The sequence below is a fragment of the Corynebacterium sp. KPL2680 genome, from assembly GCF_040225675.1.
In the GTDB taxonomy this organism is placed as follows: Bacteria; Actinomycetota; Actinomycetes; order Mycobacteriales; family Mycobacteriaceae; genus Corynebacterium; species Corynebacterium rhinophilum.
Map to the genome: position 1 here is coordinate 37,527 of NZ_JBEHFM010000004.1, position 14,429 is coordinate 51,955.

Sequence of the window (14,429 nt, forward strand, 5' to 3'; positions counted from 1 at the left end):
GCTTGAAATGTCTGTTTCCTTAGAAAAACTTGCGCAGCTTTCGCACGGACGCGTCATCGGTGATGGCACCGTTGAGGTCAGCGCGTGCGGATTGGATTCCACCAGCCTTCCCGAAGGCGCATTATTTGCCGCCCTTCCGGGCACGCGCGTGCACGGCGCGCAGTTCGTCGGGGATACCAAGGCGGGCGCGGTGCTTACCGATGCCCCCGGGCTCGACCACCTCCGCCAGGCCAACGAGACTCGGCCGATCATCGTGGTAGGCGATATCCGCTCCGTCTTAGGCCCCATCGCCGCAGAAATCTATGGGCACCCCACTCGCGATCTTACGGTCTTGGGGATTACCGGCACGTCCGGCAAGACGACGACTAGTTACTTGTTGGAGGCTGGTCTCTTGCAGGCTGGCCACTCCGTAGGCCTTATCGGCACGACCGGCACCCGCATCAATCGCACGCCGGTGCCCACCTCCTTGACCACGCCGGAAGCCCCACGGCTGCAAGAGCTTTTCGCCCGCATGAAGGACGAGGGTGTTACCCACGTAGTCATGGAGGTGTCCTCCCACGCTTTGGAGCTCGGCCGCGTGCGCGGCACCAACTTTGCCGTGGCTGGGTTCAGCAACCTCAGCCAGGACCACCTGGATTTCCATCCCACGATGGAGGAGTACTTTTCGGCCAAGTCCCGGCTATTCCTAGGTGAGCAGGCCGCCGAGCGCGCGGTCATCTGCGTTGATGATGAGTGGGGTGAGCGTCTGCACGGAATGGTAGAAGACGCGGATACCCCGGTTACGACGGTGGCTACGCGCGCAGGCGATGCCACGATCTCCGCCCAGCAGACGGCCACCGAGGCTACCGGTGCACAGGAGGTTGACCTCAACCTAGATGGCACCGACTATTCCTTCCGGCTACCGCTGCCCGGCGAATTCAATATCGCCAACGCCGCGCTCGCCCTAGGGATGGCTACTGCGGTGGGCGAAGACCCGCAGGTCTTTTTGACCGGCGTGGAAAACGTCGCCGTTCCGGGCCGCATGGAAAGGATCGACCGCGGTCAGGACTTCGTGGCCGTAGTGGATTATGCCCACAAGCCCGCAGCCATTGCTGCAGTGCTCGATACCCTGCGCCTGCAATTGGAGGGCACCTCCGGGCGAGTGGGTGTCGTCGTCGGCGCCGGCGGTGACCGCGATAGCACCAAGCGCCCGATTATGGGAGAGGCTGCGGCCACCCGGGCGGATCTCACGGTGGTCACCGATGATAACCCGCGCACCGAAGACCCCGCCGCAATCCGCGCGGCGGTTATCCAGGGCGCCCGGGAAGCTGCGCCGGACGCCGATATCCGAGAGCAGGGCTCGCGCGCACGCGCCATTGATGAAGTCGTGGATTGGGCGCAGCCGGGCGATGCCATCATCGTCGTCGGCAAGGGCCACGAGGTAGGCCAGCTTGTGGGCGAGCGCACCCTGCACTTTGATGACCGAGAGGAAATGGCGCGCGCCATTGAGGAAAAGCTGGCGGGAACGGCGCATCGCGATACTCTTAGGGATACGAAGGAGTAGTAATGATTCCACTTTCTATTGGAGATATCGCCGCGATAACCGGCGGTAGCCTGGATAGCGTTGATGATCCCGATGAACGCGTGACCGGTTTCGTGGAGTTTGACTCGCGCAAAGTCACCAGCGGCAGCTTGTTCGTAGCCCTGCCGGGTGCCCGCGTCGATGGCCATGATTTTGCTGAGAAAGCCATAGAACAAGGCGCCGTGGCCGTGCTGGCCGCTCGGCCGGTGGGGGTACCGGCGGTCATCGTCAAGCCCCAAGGCCGCGTGACCGGTGATTCCGCGAATGCGGATATTTATGCCAATGATGAGGATGGCTCCGCCGCCGCTGTGATTGGGGCATTATCCGATCTCGCACGCGAGGTGACCTCCCGCCTCGCCGCAGAGCAGGGCCTGGATATCGTCGGTGTTACCGGCTCCGCGGGCAAGACCTCTACTAAGGATTTGCTGGCCACCATCTTCCGCGCCGAGGGCGAAACCGTCGCCCCGCCCGGCTCTTTCAATAACGAGGTGGGCCTTCCTTATACCGCCCTGCGCTGCGATGAGCATACGCGTTTCCTCGTGGCGGAGATGTCCGCGCGCGGGATTGGCCATATTCGCCACTTGACCGAGATCACGGCCCCTACGGTGGGCGTGGTGCTCAACGTGGGCACCGCCCACCTGGGGGAGTTTGGCTCGCGCGAAAATATCGCCCAGGCCAAGGGCGAGCTCATTGAGGCCCTGCCCGCCGCGGCAGACGGCGGGGTAGCGGTGCTGAATGCGGACGATCCCTTCGTGGCTTCTATGGCACCGCGCACGCAGGCCAAGGTGGTATTTTATTCCGCCAATCGACCGCAAGCCGCGGATGCGCAGTACTATGCCACAGACATTGAGCTTGACGATGTCGCCCGCCCGTCCTTTACCTTCCACGCCCCTGGCGTCGCGCCGATGGAGATTAAACTGCAGGTCTTTGGAAAGCACCAGGTCTCCAACGCCCTGGCTGCGGCCGCAGCGGCCATCGAATCGGGCGTGGAACCCACGGTTGTCGCGCGTGCGCTCAGCGGACACCAGACGAGTTCGGCGCACCGTATGGACGTGCGCACCCGCCGCGATGGCGTCACCGTCATCGATGACTCCTATAATGCCAACCCGGATTCGATGCACGCGGCGATTGCCGCCTTGGCCTATACCTCCGCGGCCCGTCCCGATGCCCGCTCCATCGCGGTGCTCGGTGAGATGGGCGAGCTCGGCGGCGAGGCCGTCGAAGCCCACCGCATTCTTGGATCGGTGCTCTCGAAGTACCATGTGGATCACCTCGTCGCGGTAGGAGAAGGAGCCCATACCGTAGCCATGGCGGAGGCCGCGCACGCGCACGGCATCCAGACTGAACTTTGCCCCGATATTGAGGCCGCGACGGCGGCCGTGGACAATATCTTGCGGGTAGCCCCTGCTGGGGTGGAGGATTGGTTCGCGCGCACGGCCAAGGACGTCGTCCTCGTGAAATCCTCGAATGCCCAGCGCCTGTGGCGCGTGGCAGAACAGCTCAATCGCCGATAGTCCCTATCTCAAGGAGAAAGATCTCTAGCAATGACTCAGATCATTATCGCGGGCGTCGTTAGTTTCCTCGTCGCGATTTTTACCACCCCAGTTTTGGTTCGGTATTTTTCTGGCGTCGGAAAAGGCCAAGAAATCCGCGAAGACGGCCCGCAGCTCCACCTGCGCAAGCGGGGCACCCCGACGATGGGCGGACTGGCGATCCTGCTGGCCATCACCGTGGCCTACCTCATCGTGGGAATTTATGCCCGCGCGACAGGCAACGGTGGATTTAGCCCCTCGGGGTTATTGGTCTACTTCTTGACCATGGGACTCGGCGGACTGGGTTTTGCTGATGACTTCATCAAGCTGTTTAAAAAGCGCAACCTCGGCCTTAATAAAACAGCGAAGCTGGTAGGACAGCTGGCCATCGCGCTCATCTTCGGCATCCTCGCCCTACAATTCCCGGATGCCAATGGGCTGACCCCGGCCTCGACCAACCTGTCCTTCGTCCGCGACTTCGACACCTTCGATATTGCCGTCGGCGGCGCCGTTATTGGCACGATCATCTTCTTGGTCTTTTTGTACCTGCTCATCGCCGCGTGGTCGAATGCGGTCAACCTGACCGATGGCCTCGACGGCCTCGCCGCCGGTACCACGGCGATGGTGATGGGTGCCTACACGCTCATTAGCTTCTGGCAGTTCCGCAACTCGTGCTCGATTTCCCCGGCCGCCGGCTGCTACGAGGTCCGCGATCCTCTTGACCTCGCGGTTCTCGCAGCGGCGGGCCTAGGCGGTTGCCTCGGCTTCCTGTGGTGGAATGCCGCACCGGCGAAAATCTTCATGGGCGATACCGGTTCGCTCGCGCTCGGTGGCCTCGTCGCCGGCCTGTCTGTGACCACCCGCACCGAGCTGCTGATGATCATCATCGGCGCCATCTTCGTCATCGAGACGGTCTCCGTAGTCATCCAGATCGTGGTCTTCCGCACGACGGGCAAGCGCTTTTTCCGAATGGCGCCCATCCACCACCACTTTGAAAACGGCGGCTGGGCCGAAACCGCGGTTGTCACGCGCTTCTGGCTTTTAAGCGCAATGGCCGCAATGGCGGGCATCTGCATCTTCTACGGCGATTGGCTCTCTGCAGTCAGCTTTGGAAACCTGCAATAAAGTTTTGGCACTAGATACTTAAGGATTGAGGCACTCATCATGGCTGAGCTACCACCTTTTCTGCGCGGGCGCGTCCTCGTCGCAGGAGCCGGCGTCTCTGGCCGTGGGTGCGTGGCGATGCTCGCGCGCCTAGGCGTAGATACCACCGTCGCCGATTCCAACGCAGCGGCCTTAGCGGCCTTGGCAGAAGAGTTCGGCGTAGCGACCGTATCGACCGACGCTCCAGCACCGGGTGAGTATGACCTGGTGGTGACCTCGCCGGGATGGCGGCCCGATTCCGCCCTCTTAGACTCCTTCCAGGCCGCAGGCGTGGAGGTCATCGGCGACGTCGAGCTGGCCTACCGTCTCGACCGCGCCGAGGTTTTCGGCCCACCTCGCACCTGGCTCGTAGTCACCGGCACGAATGGCAAGACCACTACCACGGGAATGCTGACCCAGATCATGCAGGCCGATACCGCCCGCAGCGGGCTACGCGCACAAGCCGTGGGCAATATTGGGGTCTCGCTTTTTGATGCCCTGACCGCCACCCCGCGGGTAGACGTGCTGTGCGCCGAGCTTTCGTCCTTCCAATTGCACTGGTCCAGCGAGCTGCGCCCCGATGTCGGCGTGCTGCTCAACGTGGCCGAAGACCACTTGGATTGGCACGGGTCCTTCGATGCCTACGCCCGCGCCAAGGCCAAGGCCTTGCGCGGCACTCGCGCCGTGGTGGGCAAGGACGATGCCGCGGCGGGCAGCTACGCCGAAGGAATCGACGGCGTGTACGGCTTTACAGCCGGCGAACCGGTTGCCGGTGAGGTAGGGGTGAGCGCCGGGCGCCTGGTCTCCAGGCTGGACGGAGAGGATGCCATAGATCTCGCCTCCGCCGAGGGAATCGAGCCGGCGGGCCTTGCAGGTGTCCTCGACGCGGCGGCTGCCGCGAGCGTGGCGCGGTTGGCGGGTGCCAGCCCCGCCGCCATTCAGGAGGGCCTGGCCGCCTACGCGGTGGCTGGTCACCGCGGCGCCGTGGTACACGAGTACGGCGGGATTTCCTTTATCGATAATTCCAAGGCCACCAACCCGCATGCGGCCGATGCTGCCCTAGAGGGATTCGATTCTGTTGTCTGGGTCGCCGGCGGGCAGCTTAAGGGCGCGGATGTGGATGAGCTCATCGCTACTCACGCCGCGCGGTTGAAGGCGGCGGTGCTGGTGGGCATCGACAAGAGCATTATTGCTAAAGCGCTGGCCCGCCGCGCCCCGCAAACCCCGGTTGAGCTCATCGAGGCTACCGACCCGGAGGCAGCGATGAACGCTGCAGTGCGCGCAGCCGTGCAACACGCCGAGGCAGGCGATACCGTCCTCTTGGCGCCGGCTGCGGCATCGTTGGATATGTACACCGGAATGGCCCAACGTGGCGACCTTTTTGCCGCGGCAGCGCGGGATATCGCCCGCGCGCATTAGACCTTTTTAAAAAATTAGGAGACTTCATGACGGCCACCTCCCCGCAGCGCCCCCGGGCAAAGAGCCTGCGCGAGCGCATTAGTGATGTGCGCGAACAAGCCCGCCAACAAGCCGGGCTGGATTATCAGCTGCTGCGCCTAATTATCTTCTCGCTCATTGGCATTGGCGTGGTTATGGTCTTTTCCTCGTCCATGGCTACGTCGCTGACAGAAGATGGTGGCGTGTGGAACCAGGCGCTGCGGCAAACCGCCATGGTCATCATTGGTTTGGGCGCATTCTGGCTCGGCCTGAAAGTTTCCCCGCATACGCTGCGCAAATTCATCCCGTGGCTTTTGGCCCTTTCTATTTTGCTGTTGATCGCGGTGCTCATCCCGGGCGTCGGTACCGGCCGCGAGGAGGTCGGCTCCCAGTCGTGGATTTATATCGGCCCGATTTCCCTGCAGCCTTCCGAGCTGGCGCGCATCACGGTAGGAATGTTCGGCGCCTCGGTCTTGGCGGATAAGGAACACCATTCCCTCAAGCTCTCGGACCCGTTCATGATGTACTCGCTCATCGCGGGCTTGATGTTCCTGCTCATTGTGGGACAGGGCGACTTAGGCATGGCCTTGTCCTTTGCCCTCGTGGTGGTTTTCACGCTCTTTTTCGCTGGTGTTAACAGGCGCGTGCCCATCATCATCGGCATTCTCTGTGCGCTGGGCTTGGTCGCCGTTTTCCTCATCGGCGGCTTCCGCTCCCACCGTTTCCACACCTATTTCGATGCACTCTTTGGCAATATCTCCGATACCCAGGGCACGGGCTTTCAGTCTTACCAGGGCTTTCTCTCGCTTGCCGATGGCGGCTTCTGGGGCGTTGGCCTCGGCCAATCCCGCGCCAAGTGGTTCTACCTGCCAGAAGCCAAGAACGACTTCATCTTCGCCATCGTGGGCGAGGAGCTCGGCCTGTGGGGCGGGGCACTAGTTATTTTCCTCTTCGCCGCCTTGGGCTATGTGGGGCTGCGCACGGCGACCCGCGCGCAGAACCAGTACCAATCCCTGCTGGCTGCGACGCTGACCATCGGCGTGGTGACCCAGGCGTTTATCAATATCGCCTACGTCGTTGGCTTGTTGCCGGTGACCGGTATTCAGCTGCCGATGATTTCCGCGGGTGGTACGGCGGCAATTATCACGATTGGCTCGATGGGCATTTTGTGCAACGTCGCGCGCCACGAACCGATGCAGATTTCTGCCATGCAGAACTTTGGGCGCCCACTGTTTGATCGCCTCTTTTTCATTGGTGAGCCGCAGGCGCCGACGGCGAGGAAGCCGAAAAAGCGGGGCCGGCATGCTCAGCCGCAGGAGCCCCGTCCGCGGGTGCGCGACGAGCGCTACGGCCGGCCGGTGACCGGAAGTGGGCGGAGGTATCCGCGCGCCGAGCACCGCCCGAGGCGGTAGGCGCTGGTAGCCTTTAGGCTATGAATTCCACGCCATTTTCCGTCGTCCTTGCAGGTGGCGGCACTGCAGGACATATTGAGCCCGCACTTGCCGTCGGTGAAGCTTTACGCGAGCGCTACGGCGCTCGGATTACCGCATTAGGGACCGAAAAGGGGCTGGAAAGCGATATTATTCCCGCCCGCGGCGTGGACCTGCGCCTGATTACCCCCGTGCCGATTCCCCGCAAGGTGAGCACCAACCTGGCCAAGCTGCCTGTCAAGCTCGCACGCTCTGTCCGCCAGGCGCGGAAGGTCTTAAAGGATGTGGAGGCCGATGTCGTATTCGGTACTGGCGGTTACGTCTCTGGGCCCGCCTATATAGCGGCGAAGACCTTAGGCATTCCCTTTTACGTCCTCGAGACCAATGCCCTGGCGGGCATGGCCAATAAGCTGGGCGTCAAGCTCGGCGGCATTGGGCTCAACGCCCACGCCAATTCCGGCATGGAGGGCGAAGTCATCGGCATCCCGGTGCGCCCAAGCCTGGCCGCGGCTGCCGCGGATAAGGACGGGAATACCGCCGCGGATGCCCGCACGAAGTGGGATTTGGCGCAGCTGCCCACCATCCTCATTACCGGGGGCTCCCAGGGCGCAGCCAGCATCAACGGTGCTGTGGCGGGCGCAGCGGAGGACCTCACTAAGGATTTCCAGCTCCTGCACGCCTATGGCAAGAAAAACGAACCGCCCAAGCCGCACCCGAACTACGCCGCTCTGCCGTATATCGATGATATGGCCGGCGCGCTGGCTGCAGCGGACCTTGTGGTGTGCCGCTCGGGCGCGATGACGGTGGCTGAGGTCACCGCCGCGGGCCTTCCCGCCATCTACGTCCCGCTGCCGCACGGCAACGGCGAGCAAGCGTTGAACTCGCGCGAAATGGTAGAAGCCGGCGCTGCGGTGCAGATTCCCGATGCCGAGTTGGATCCCGAGCGCCTTATCGAAGAGGTCCGCGCCATCCTTGATAACCCAGAGCGCCTGGAATCCATGACGCGGGCCGCAGACCAGTCCACAGCGGGGGATGCGGCGCACATCATCGCTGATCGCATCGCCACCCGCGTGAAGGACGCAGAACTGCAGGCAGGAAAGAAGGATAAGTAAATGACCGATCCCGCACAGTACGATCTCAGCCGCGTCCACCTCATTGGCATCGGCGGCTCTGGGATGTCGGGTCTGGCCCGCATCCTCGCCGCACGCGGCGCCGTGGTTACCGGTTCCGATGTGAAGGACTCCACCCCAGTGGAGGTATTGCGTTCCATGGGCGCCAAGGTAGCCATCGGCCACGCTGCGGAAAACCTCAAGCTTTCCGGCGAGCTGCCCACCACCGTCGTCACCTCCTTCGCAGCGATTCCGCAGGATAACCCAGAGCTCGTCGCCGCGCGGGAGAATAATATTCCGCTCATTCGTCGCTCGGACCTGCTTGCCGCGCTGATGGAGGGCCACACCCAGGTGCTGCTGGCGGGCACGCACGGCAAGACCTCAACAACCTCGATGGCCGTCAGCGCCATGCAGCACGCGGGGTTGGATCCCTCCTTTGCCATCGGCGGTCAGCTCAATCGCGCCGGCACCAATGCACACGGTGGCACTGGCGAGGCCTTTGTTGCCGAGGCTGATGAGTCCGATGCCTCGCTCTTGCGCTATAGCCCCGATATTGCCGTCATTACCAACGCGGAGCCGGACCACCTTGACTATTTCCACTCCGCGGACGCCTATTTCAAGGTCTTTGCGGACTTCGCGGACTTGGTCACCCCGGAAACCGGTTACCTCGTTGTGTGCGCAGAGGACGAGCATGCCGCCGAGATCGGTGAGCAAGCACTTAGCCGCGGCATTAACGTCATCGGCTATGGCGGCGCGGAGAAGGCGCGCACTACCTCTGTGCCGCTTGCCGCAACGTTGACTGCGGAGGAGACCACCGCAGCCGGCATGGCGTGCACGGTGCAACTTTCCCTGCCCGGCGTGGAGGAATCCGTGAGCTACCAGCTGCAGATTCCAGGCCACCATATGGTGCTCAACTCCATGGCGGCGCTTATCGCCGGCGTGCTTTCGGGCGGCGAGCCCAGCACCATCGCGGAGGGACTCGCGGATTTCAGCGGCGTGCGCCGCCGCTTTGAGTACCGGGGCAGCGTGGACTGGCAGGGCGGTAGCGTCCGCGTCTTCGACGATTATGCCCACCATCCCACCGAGGTCGCCGCGGTGCTGCGGGCCGCGCGCGCTAAGGTCGCGGCCGAAGGCAATGGGGGCCGCGTCATCGCCTGTTTCCAACCGCACCTGTACTCGCGCACCATGGAATTCGACGCCGAGTTTGCGCAGGCGCTTGCGCTTGCCGATGCCGCCGTTGTACTCGATATCTACGGCGCCCGCGAGCAACCCGTGGAAGGCATTACCTCGCGCATTATTACCAATAAGATGCCGGAAGAGATGGAGGTTATCTTCGAGCCAGACTTTTCCGCCGCGGCCAAGGACGTGGTCTCCATCGCACAGCCGGGCGATATCATCTTGACCATTGGCGCCGGTTCTATTACCCTCGTGGCCGCGGAAATCCTCGATGAATTGCGGGCCCACTAGTGCGGGTGTCGAAGAAACTCATTTTCGGCATCGTCGGTGGCCTGCTTGCCCTCGTGCTGCTGGTGGCCATCGCGGTGTGGGCGCTGCCCATCTTTAAGGTGAAAAATTTTGAGGTAGAAGGCGTGCACCAACTCGATGCCGCCCAGGTGCAGGAGGCCGCAGGCGTGCCCGAGGGCGAAAATCTCTTGCGGGTGGACGCGCACGCGGCCGCCAGTGGAGTCGCCGGCTTGGACTGGGCGGATTCGGTGACGGTCTCGCGCGATCTGCCATCGACCTTGACTATCTCCGTGCAGGAACACAAGCCCGTCGCCTTCGTGAAACGAGACGACACTACTTTCCTCATCGATGACAAGGGGGAGGAGTTTACCTCCGCAGAGCCTCCTGAAGGTGCGGTGGAACTTACCGGGGACATCGACAGTGGCTCCTCCGAGGCCCAAGACGCGGTGGCTGCCATTGCTGCGCTGTCTGATGACGTGCGCCACCAAGTCGCCACCCTCGAAGTCACCGATTCCTATTCCTTGCAGTTCACTACCAAGGATGATCGCCGCATTTTCTGGGGTGCCAGCGATAAAAATAACGATGATAAGGCTCGCGCCTTCGCCACCGTGCTGAAAATGGAGGGCCAAGAATGGAATATCTCTAACCCTGAATTGGTCACTACCCGCGGATAGGGTAGATACCTCGGTGGAGGTTGAGATAGACCCGAAAAATTCCCTGCCGCGCCGCGCCCCAGCGTATGCGCTGCAGGGTCTTTTATTTTCTCTCTCGGGTGGTGTCAATGGTGCGGAAGTGGTGGGCAAAACCGCAGGCCAACAACCCTAAAGTGGTACTTGAGAGTCTCGACACGCGTAAAATGAGCATGAAAATTACAGGTGTGTCGTTAAAGATGGAGGGGAACGCGATTCACTCTGGTGAAGCGCATACAATCCTCGTTTAATGCACGTGCAGACTTAAAGTAGCGAAAGGTGAGACCTGCTCACATGATCTCTTCCAACAACAATCTCGCGGATATCAAGGTCGTCGGCGTCGGCGGCGGCGGCGTCAACGCCGTGAACCGCATGATCGAAGAAGGCCTGAAGGGCGTCCAATTCGTCGCCATCAACACTGACTCCCAGGCGCTGATTTTCTCCGATGCCGATACCAAGCTCGACATCGGCCGCGAAGCCACCCGCGGATTGGGCGCAGGCGCCAACCCTGAGGTGGGCAAGACCTCTGCGGAAGACCACAAGTCCGAAATCGAGGACGCCCTGCAGGGCTCCGATATGGTATTCGTTACCGCCGGCGAGGGTGGCGGCACCGGTACGGGCGCCGCTCCCGTTGTGGCTTCCATTGCGAAGAAGATGGGCGCGCTGACCGTGGGCGTTGTCACCCGCCCCTTCAAGTTCGAGGGCGCGCGCCGTACCCGCCAGGCTATGGCCGGCATCGAGGAGCTGCGCGAGGTCTGCGATACCCTCATTGTCATCCCTAATGACCGCCTGATGCAGCTCGGTGGGGAAGAGCTTTCCATCGTGGAAGCCTTCCGCGCGGCCGATGAGGTCCTCCACAATGGTGTCCAGGGTATTACCAACCTGATCACCATCCCGGGCATGATCAACGTCGACTTTGCTGACGTTCGCTCCGTCATGTCTGATGCCGGCTCCGCGCTGATGGGTATCGGCTCCGCACGGGGCGATAACCGCGCCATGACCGCCGCCGAGCAGGCCATCAACTCGCCGCTATTGGAATCCACGATGGAAGGCGCCAAGGGCGTGCTGCTGTCCATCGCCGGCGGCTCCGACCTGGGCCTGCACGAGGTCAACTCCGCGGCCTCCATGGTCGAAGAGCGCGCGGATGAAGACGTTAACCTCATCTTCGGTACCATCATTGATGACACCTTGGGCGATGAAATCCGTATCACCATCATCGCCACCGGTTTCGATGCCGAGGCTAATGCCGCTCAGGCAGCATCTTCACAGCGCGCTCCCGAGCAGCGCAAGCCCGGTTCGCTCTTTGATAACCGCGACCGCGAGTCCGGCAACTCGGCCACTCCGGCGCCTGCTCAGCCCGCGGCCGATGACTACGCACCGCGCCACTCCTATGAGCCACGCGCCGGCCAGGGTGGCGTGGAGGATCGCCGCGCTGATGAGCGCCGCGTGGACGATCGTCGCTACGACGACCGCCGCGTGGAAGAACGCCGCCCCGAGGAGCGCCGCAGCGAGTCTAGCGGCCTGTTCACCAACTCCGATCGTTTCCGCGAGGAGCGTCGCGAAGACTACCGCCTGTCCCGGCCAAGCCAGCGCCGCGACGATGATGGCGACGACGATCTCGATGTGCCGTCCTTCATGCGCTAAGCGCAAACCGCTACGCTGGTGTGCATGCCAGTAAACGAGGAACATCGCACCAGCCGCCCCGTCCGCATGGTTTTTACCAGCCGTGCAGGCGGGGCGTCTGCATATCCATATGAGTCTTTTAATCTTGGCGGCCACGTCGGCGACGATCCCACCAACGTGGCGGCTAACCGCGAGCGCCTCTTGCGCGTTACCGGGCTCGAAAACATTGTGTGGATGGAACAGCTCCATACAAATACGGTCACCGTCATCGATGGCCCGCAAGAGTCCCCAGTGCCAGCAACGGATGCGATTGTGACCACGCAACGCTGGCTTGGCCTTGGCGTCCTCGTCGCGGATTGCACGCCCGTGCTGCTTGTCGATGTCCCCGCCGGCGTCATCGCCGCCGTCCACGCCGGCCGGCTCGGTGCCCGCAACGGCATCGTGGTCAATACCGTGCGCGAGATGCAGAAACTTGGCGCTCAGCCGGAGCGAATCCAGGTGGTCATGGGACCCGCCGCATCCGGGAAAAACTACGAGGTGCCGGAAGAAATGGCCAACGATGTCGAACGGCGCCTTCCCGGCTCGAAATGTAAGACCGCGACAGGGACGTGGGGCATCGACGTACGCGCTGGCCTTATCCGCCAATTGATGGGCCTGGGCATTACCAATATCGATTCTGATCCGCGCTGCACCATTGAGGACACGGATTTCTTTTCTTATCGCCGCGAAGGAACCACTGGCCGCCAGGCCGGTGTGATTTGGTTGGAGGCTAATCATGAGTAACCGGAAACAAGAATTGGCAGAAAATCTTGCCGCAACGAAGGAGCACATCAGCGCCATTGCGGCCGAGCACGATCGCCCGGCACCGCAGCTATTGGTCGTGACCAAGTTTCACCCCGCAGAGGATATCGCCCTTCTAGCGGAGCTTGGGGTAGAGGATGTAGCGGAAAACCGCGAGCAAGAAGCCCGGGCAAAGGCGCAGGAGCTAGACCAGCTGCGATTTCACATGATTGGCCAGATTCAAACCAAGAAGGCCAACCATGTCGCACGGTGGGCCACCAGCGTCCATTCAGTGGATTCGGTGAAACTGGCCAATGCGCTGGACCGTGGCGTGAGCCTGGCAAAAGAGCGCGGCCAGCGAGAGTCCAACCTCCCGATATTCATTCAGGTTTCCGCCGATGGCGATACGTCGCGCGGGGGAGTAATCCGCGAGGAACTGGATGAGGTTATCGAGGCCGTCGAAAAGGCGGAGCACCTAGAATTCGCAGGGCTCATGGTGGTTCCTCCCCTCGATGCCGATGCGAGGGAGGTGTTTACTACAGTGCGCGCAGACGTGGATCGCCTCTCCGAACGCCTTGGCCGGCAGCTCAAACTATCGGCCGGGATGAGCGCGGATATGGATGCGGCGATTGCTGCGGGCACCGATATTGTGCGTGTCGGAACCAGCATCATGGGAAAGCGCCCAGTAGGTTAAAAATATCGCAAAAGCGCATTTCACAGCGTAAATCACATGAGTCACATCATTCACATTTACGCGCTTGAACTTGAACAAATTTAGGTCAGAGGGAGACCCAAAAATGTCATTCATTGATAGGACGAAGAATTTCTTCGGGCTTGGTCCGATGGATTTCGAAGAAGACGACGCCTACTACAACGACGAGCCGCGTTACGCGGGCAACGGAGCAGCTACTTCTGCGGCATACGCCCCGCGCCGCGCCCCGCAGGCTTATGAGCCAACCCCAGCGTCGGCGCCTGTCGAGGAAAAGTTCGTCCCGACTATCGTGGCAATCTCCCTGACCTCGTTCAACGATGCCGCCAAGGTGGGTGAGCCCTTCCGCGATGGCGATGCAGTGGTCTTTGAGCTTACCGATGCCGAGCGCGGCACCGCCAAGCGCTTCATCGACTTCGCAGCGGGTCTCTGCTTTGGCCTAGAAGGCCGCATGCTCAACCTGTCGAAGGGGATGGATACCCAGCGCAAGGTATTCGCCGTCGTGCCGAAGTCCGCCGATATCGCCAAACCTGAATTGGAGCGCGCCGCCGGCCTGCGCTAGGAGCGCGGCCCAAGCACAACGACGCACATCCCATTAACCCCCGTACGGAGCGCAATGCGCACGTGCGGGGGACTATTCGATAGGCTGAGTAATCGTGACTGAAATTGGAATTATTCTCATCTTTTTGGTGAGGGGTTATACATGGGTACTGATTGCCCGAATTATTATCGAGATGATCCAATCCTTCTCGCGGCAATTCAACCCCCCGCGCTGGTTCATGATCATCGCTGAACCCCTCTTCGCCATCACGGATCCACCGGTCAAAGCGCTGCGTCGGGTTATTCCTCCGCTGCAGATGGGCGGAATCGCGCTGGATGTTTCCGTCCTAGTGCTGTTTTTCATCCTGTCGTTCCTGACGCTTTTCCTGCAGGTTATTTTCTTGTAGGACAG

General features: G+C 61.8%; 13 protein-coding genes. All 13 read left to right on the top strand.

The annotated features are described in order from the left end of the window. The first annotated feature begins 7 nt into the window (after window positions 1-7). The 13 genes from ABRP66_RS03145 (at window position 8) to ABRP66_RS03205 (ending at window position 14,424) form a co-directional block, all read left to right on the top strand. Complete coding sequence (locus tag ABRP66_RS03145; protein WP_284769511.1) at window positions 8-1,543, top strand: UDP-N-acetylmuramoyl-L-alanyl-D-glutamate--2,6-diaminopimelate ligase; 1,536 nt, start codon at window positions 8-10, stop codon at window positions 1,541-1,543. 2 nt (window positions 1,544-1,545) lie between these two features. Beyond that, on the top strand, window positions 1,546-3,075 hold the full coding sequence (locus ABRP66_RS03150) for a UDP-N-acetylmuramoyl-tripeptide--D-alanyl-D-alanine ligase (protein WP_284769512.1): 1,530 nt from the start codon (window positions 1,546-1,548) through the stop codon (window positions 3,073-3,075). A 30-nt stretch (window positions 3,076-3,105) separates the two neighbouring features. After that, entirely contained in the window at window positions 3,106-4,218 is a 1,113-nt protein-coding gene (mraY, locus tag ABRP66_RS03155; RefSeq protein ID WP_005278411.1) for a phospho-N-acetylmuramoyl-pentapeptide-transferase, read from the top strand. A gap of 39 nt (window positions 4,219-4,257) precedes the next feature. Further along, window positions 4,258-5,655, top strand: a complete 1,398-nt coding sequence (gene murD, locus ABRP66_RS03160) for a UDP-N-acetylmuramoyl-L-alanine--D-glutamate ligase (RefSeq protein WP_284784535.1) — start codon at window positions 4,258-4,260, stop codon at window positions 5,653-5,655. Window positions 5,656-5,681: 26 nt separating this feature from the next. Further along, window positions 5,682-7,085 (top strand): FtsW/RodA/SpoVE family cell cycle protein, encoded by a 1,404-nt coding sequence (locus tag ABRP66_RS03165; RefSeq protein ID WP_284769514.1) that lies wholly within the window; start codon window positions 5,682-5,684, stop codon window positions 7,083-7,085. A 20-nt stretch (window positions 7,086-7,105) separates the two neighbouring features. Then, window positions 7,106-8,215 (top strand): undecaprenyldiphospho-muramoylpentapeptide beta-N-acetylglucosaminyltransferase, encoded by a 1,110-nt coding sequence (gene murG, locus ABRP66_RS03170; RefSeq protein WP_284769515.1) that lies wholly within the window; start codon window positions 7,106-7,108, stop codon window positions 8,213-8,215. Then, window positions 8,216-9,679 (top strand): UDP-N-acetylmuramate--L-alanine ligase, encoded by a 1,464-nt coding sequence (gene murC / locus ABRP66_RS03175; protein WP_284769516.1) that lies wholly within the window; start codon window positions 8,216-8,218, stop codon window positions 9,677-9,679. Next, window positions 9,679-10,350, top strand: a complete 672-nt coding sequence (locus tag ABRP66_RS03180; protein WP_349838321.1) for a cell division protein FtsQ/DivIB — start codon at window positions 9,679-9,681, stop codon at window positions 10,348-10,350. Before murC ends, ABRP66_RS03180 begins: the two co-directional genes overlap by 1 nt. A 309-nt stretch (window positions 10,351-10,659) precedes the next feature. Further along, on the top strand, window positions 10,660-12,009 hold the full coding sequence (gene ftsZ / locus ABRP66_RS03185) for a cell division protein FtsZ (RefSeq protein ID WP_284769518.1): 1,350 nt from the start codon (window positions 10,660-10,662) through the stop codon (window positions 12,007-12,009). 24 nt (window positions 12,010-12,033) lie between these two features. Next, a complete protein-coding gene (gene pgeF, locus ABRP66_RS03190; protein ID WP_349838322.1) occupies window positions 12,034-12,771 on the top strand; it encodes a peptidoglycan editing factor PgeF in 738 nt (245 codons plus the stop codon). After that, window positions 12,764-13,462 carry a YggS family pyridoxal phosphate-dependent enzyme gene (locus ABRP66_RS03195; RefSeq protein ID WP_284769520.1) on the top strand — a complete coding sequence of 233 codons (699 nt, stop codon included), beginning with the start codon at window positions 12,764-12,766 and terminating at the stop codon, window positions 13,460-13,462. The genes pgeF and ABRP66_RS03195 overlap by 8 nt, the downstream gene beginning before the upstream one ends. A gap of 103 nt (window positions 13,463-13,565) precedes the next feature. After that, on the top strand, window positions 13,566-14,039 hold the full coding sequence (locus tag ABRP66_RS03200; RefSeq protein ID WP_349838323.1) for a cell division protein SepF: 474 nt from the start codon (window positions 13,566-13,568) through the stop codon (window positions 14,037-14,039). A 94-nt stretch (window positions 14,040-14,133) separates the two neighbouring features. After that, window positions 14,134-14,424, top strand: a complete 291-nt coding sequence (locus ABRP66_RS03205; RefSeq protein WP_349838324.1) for a YggT family protein — start codon at window positions 14,134-14,136, stop codon at window positions 14,422-14,424. Window positions 14,425-14,429 lie beyond the last annotated feature (5 nt).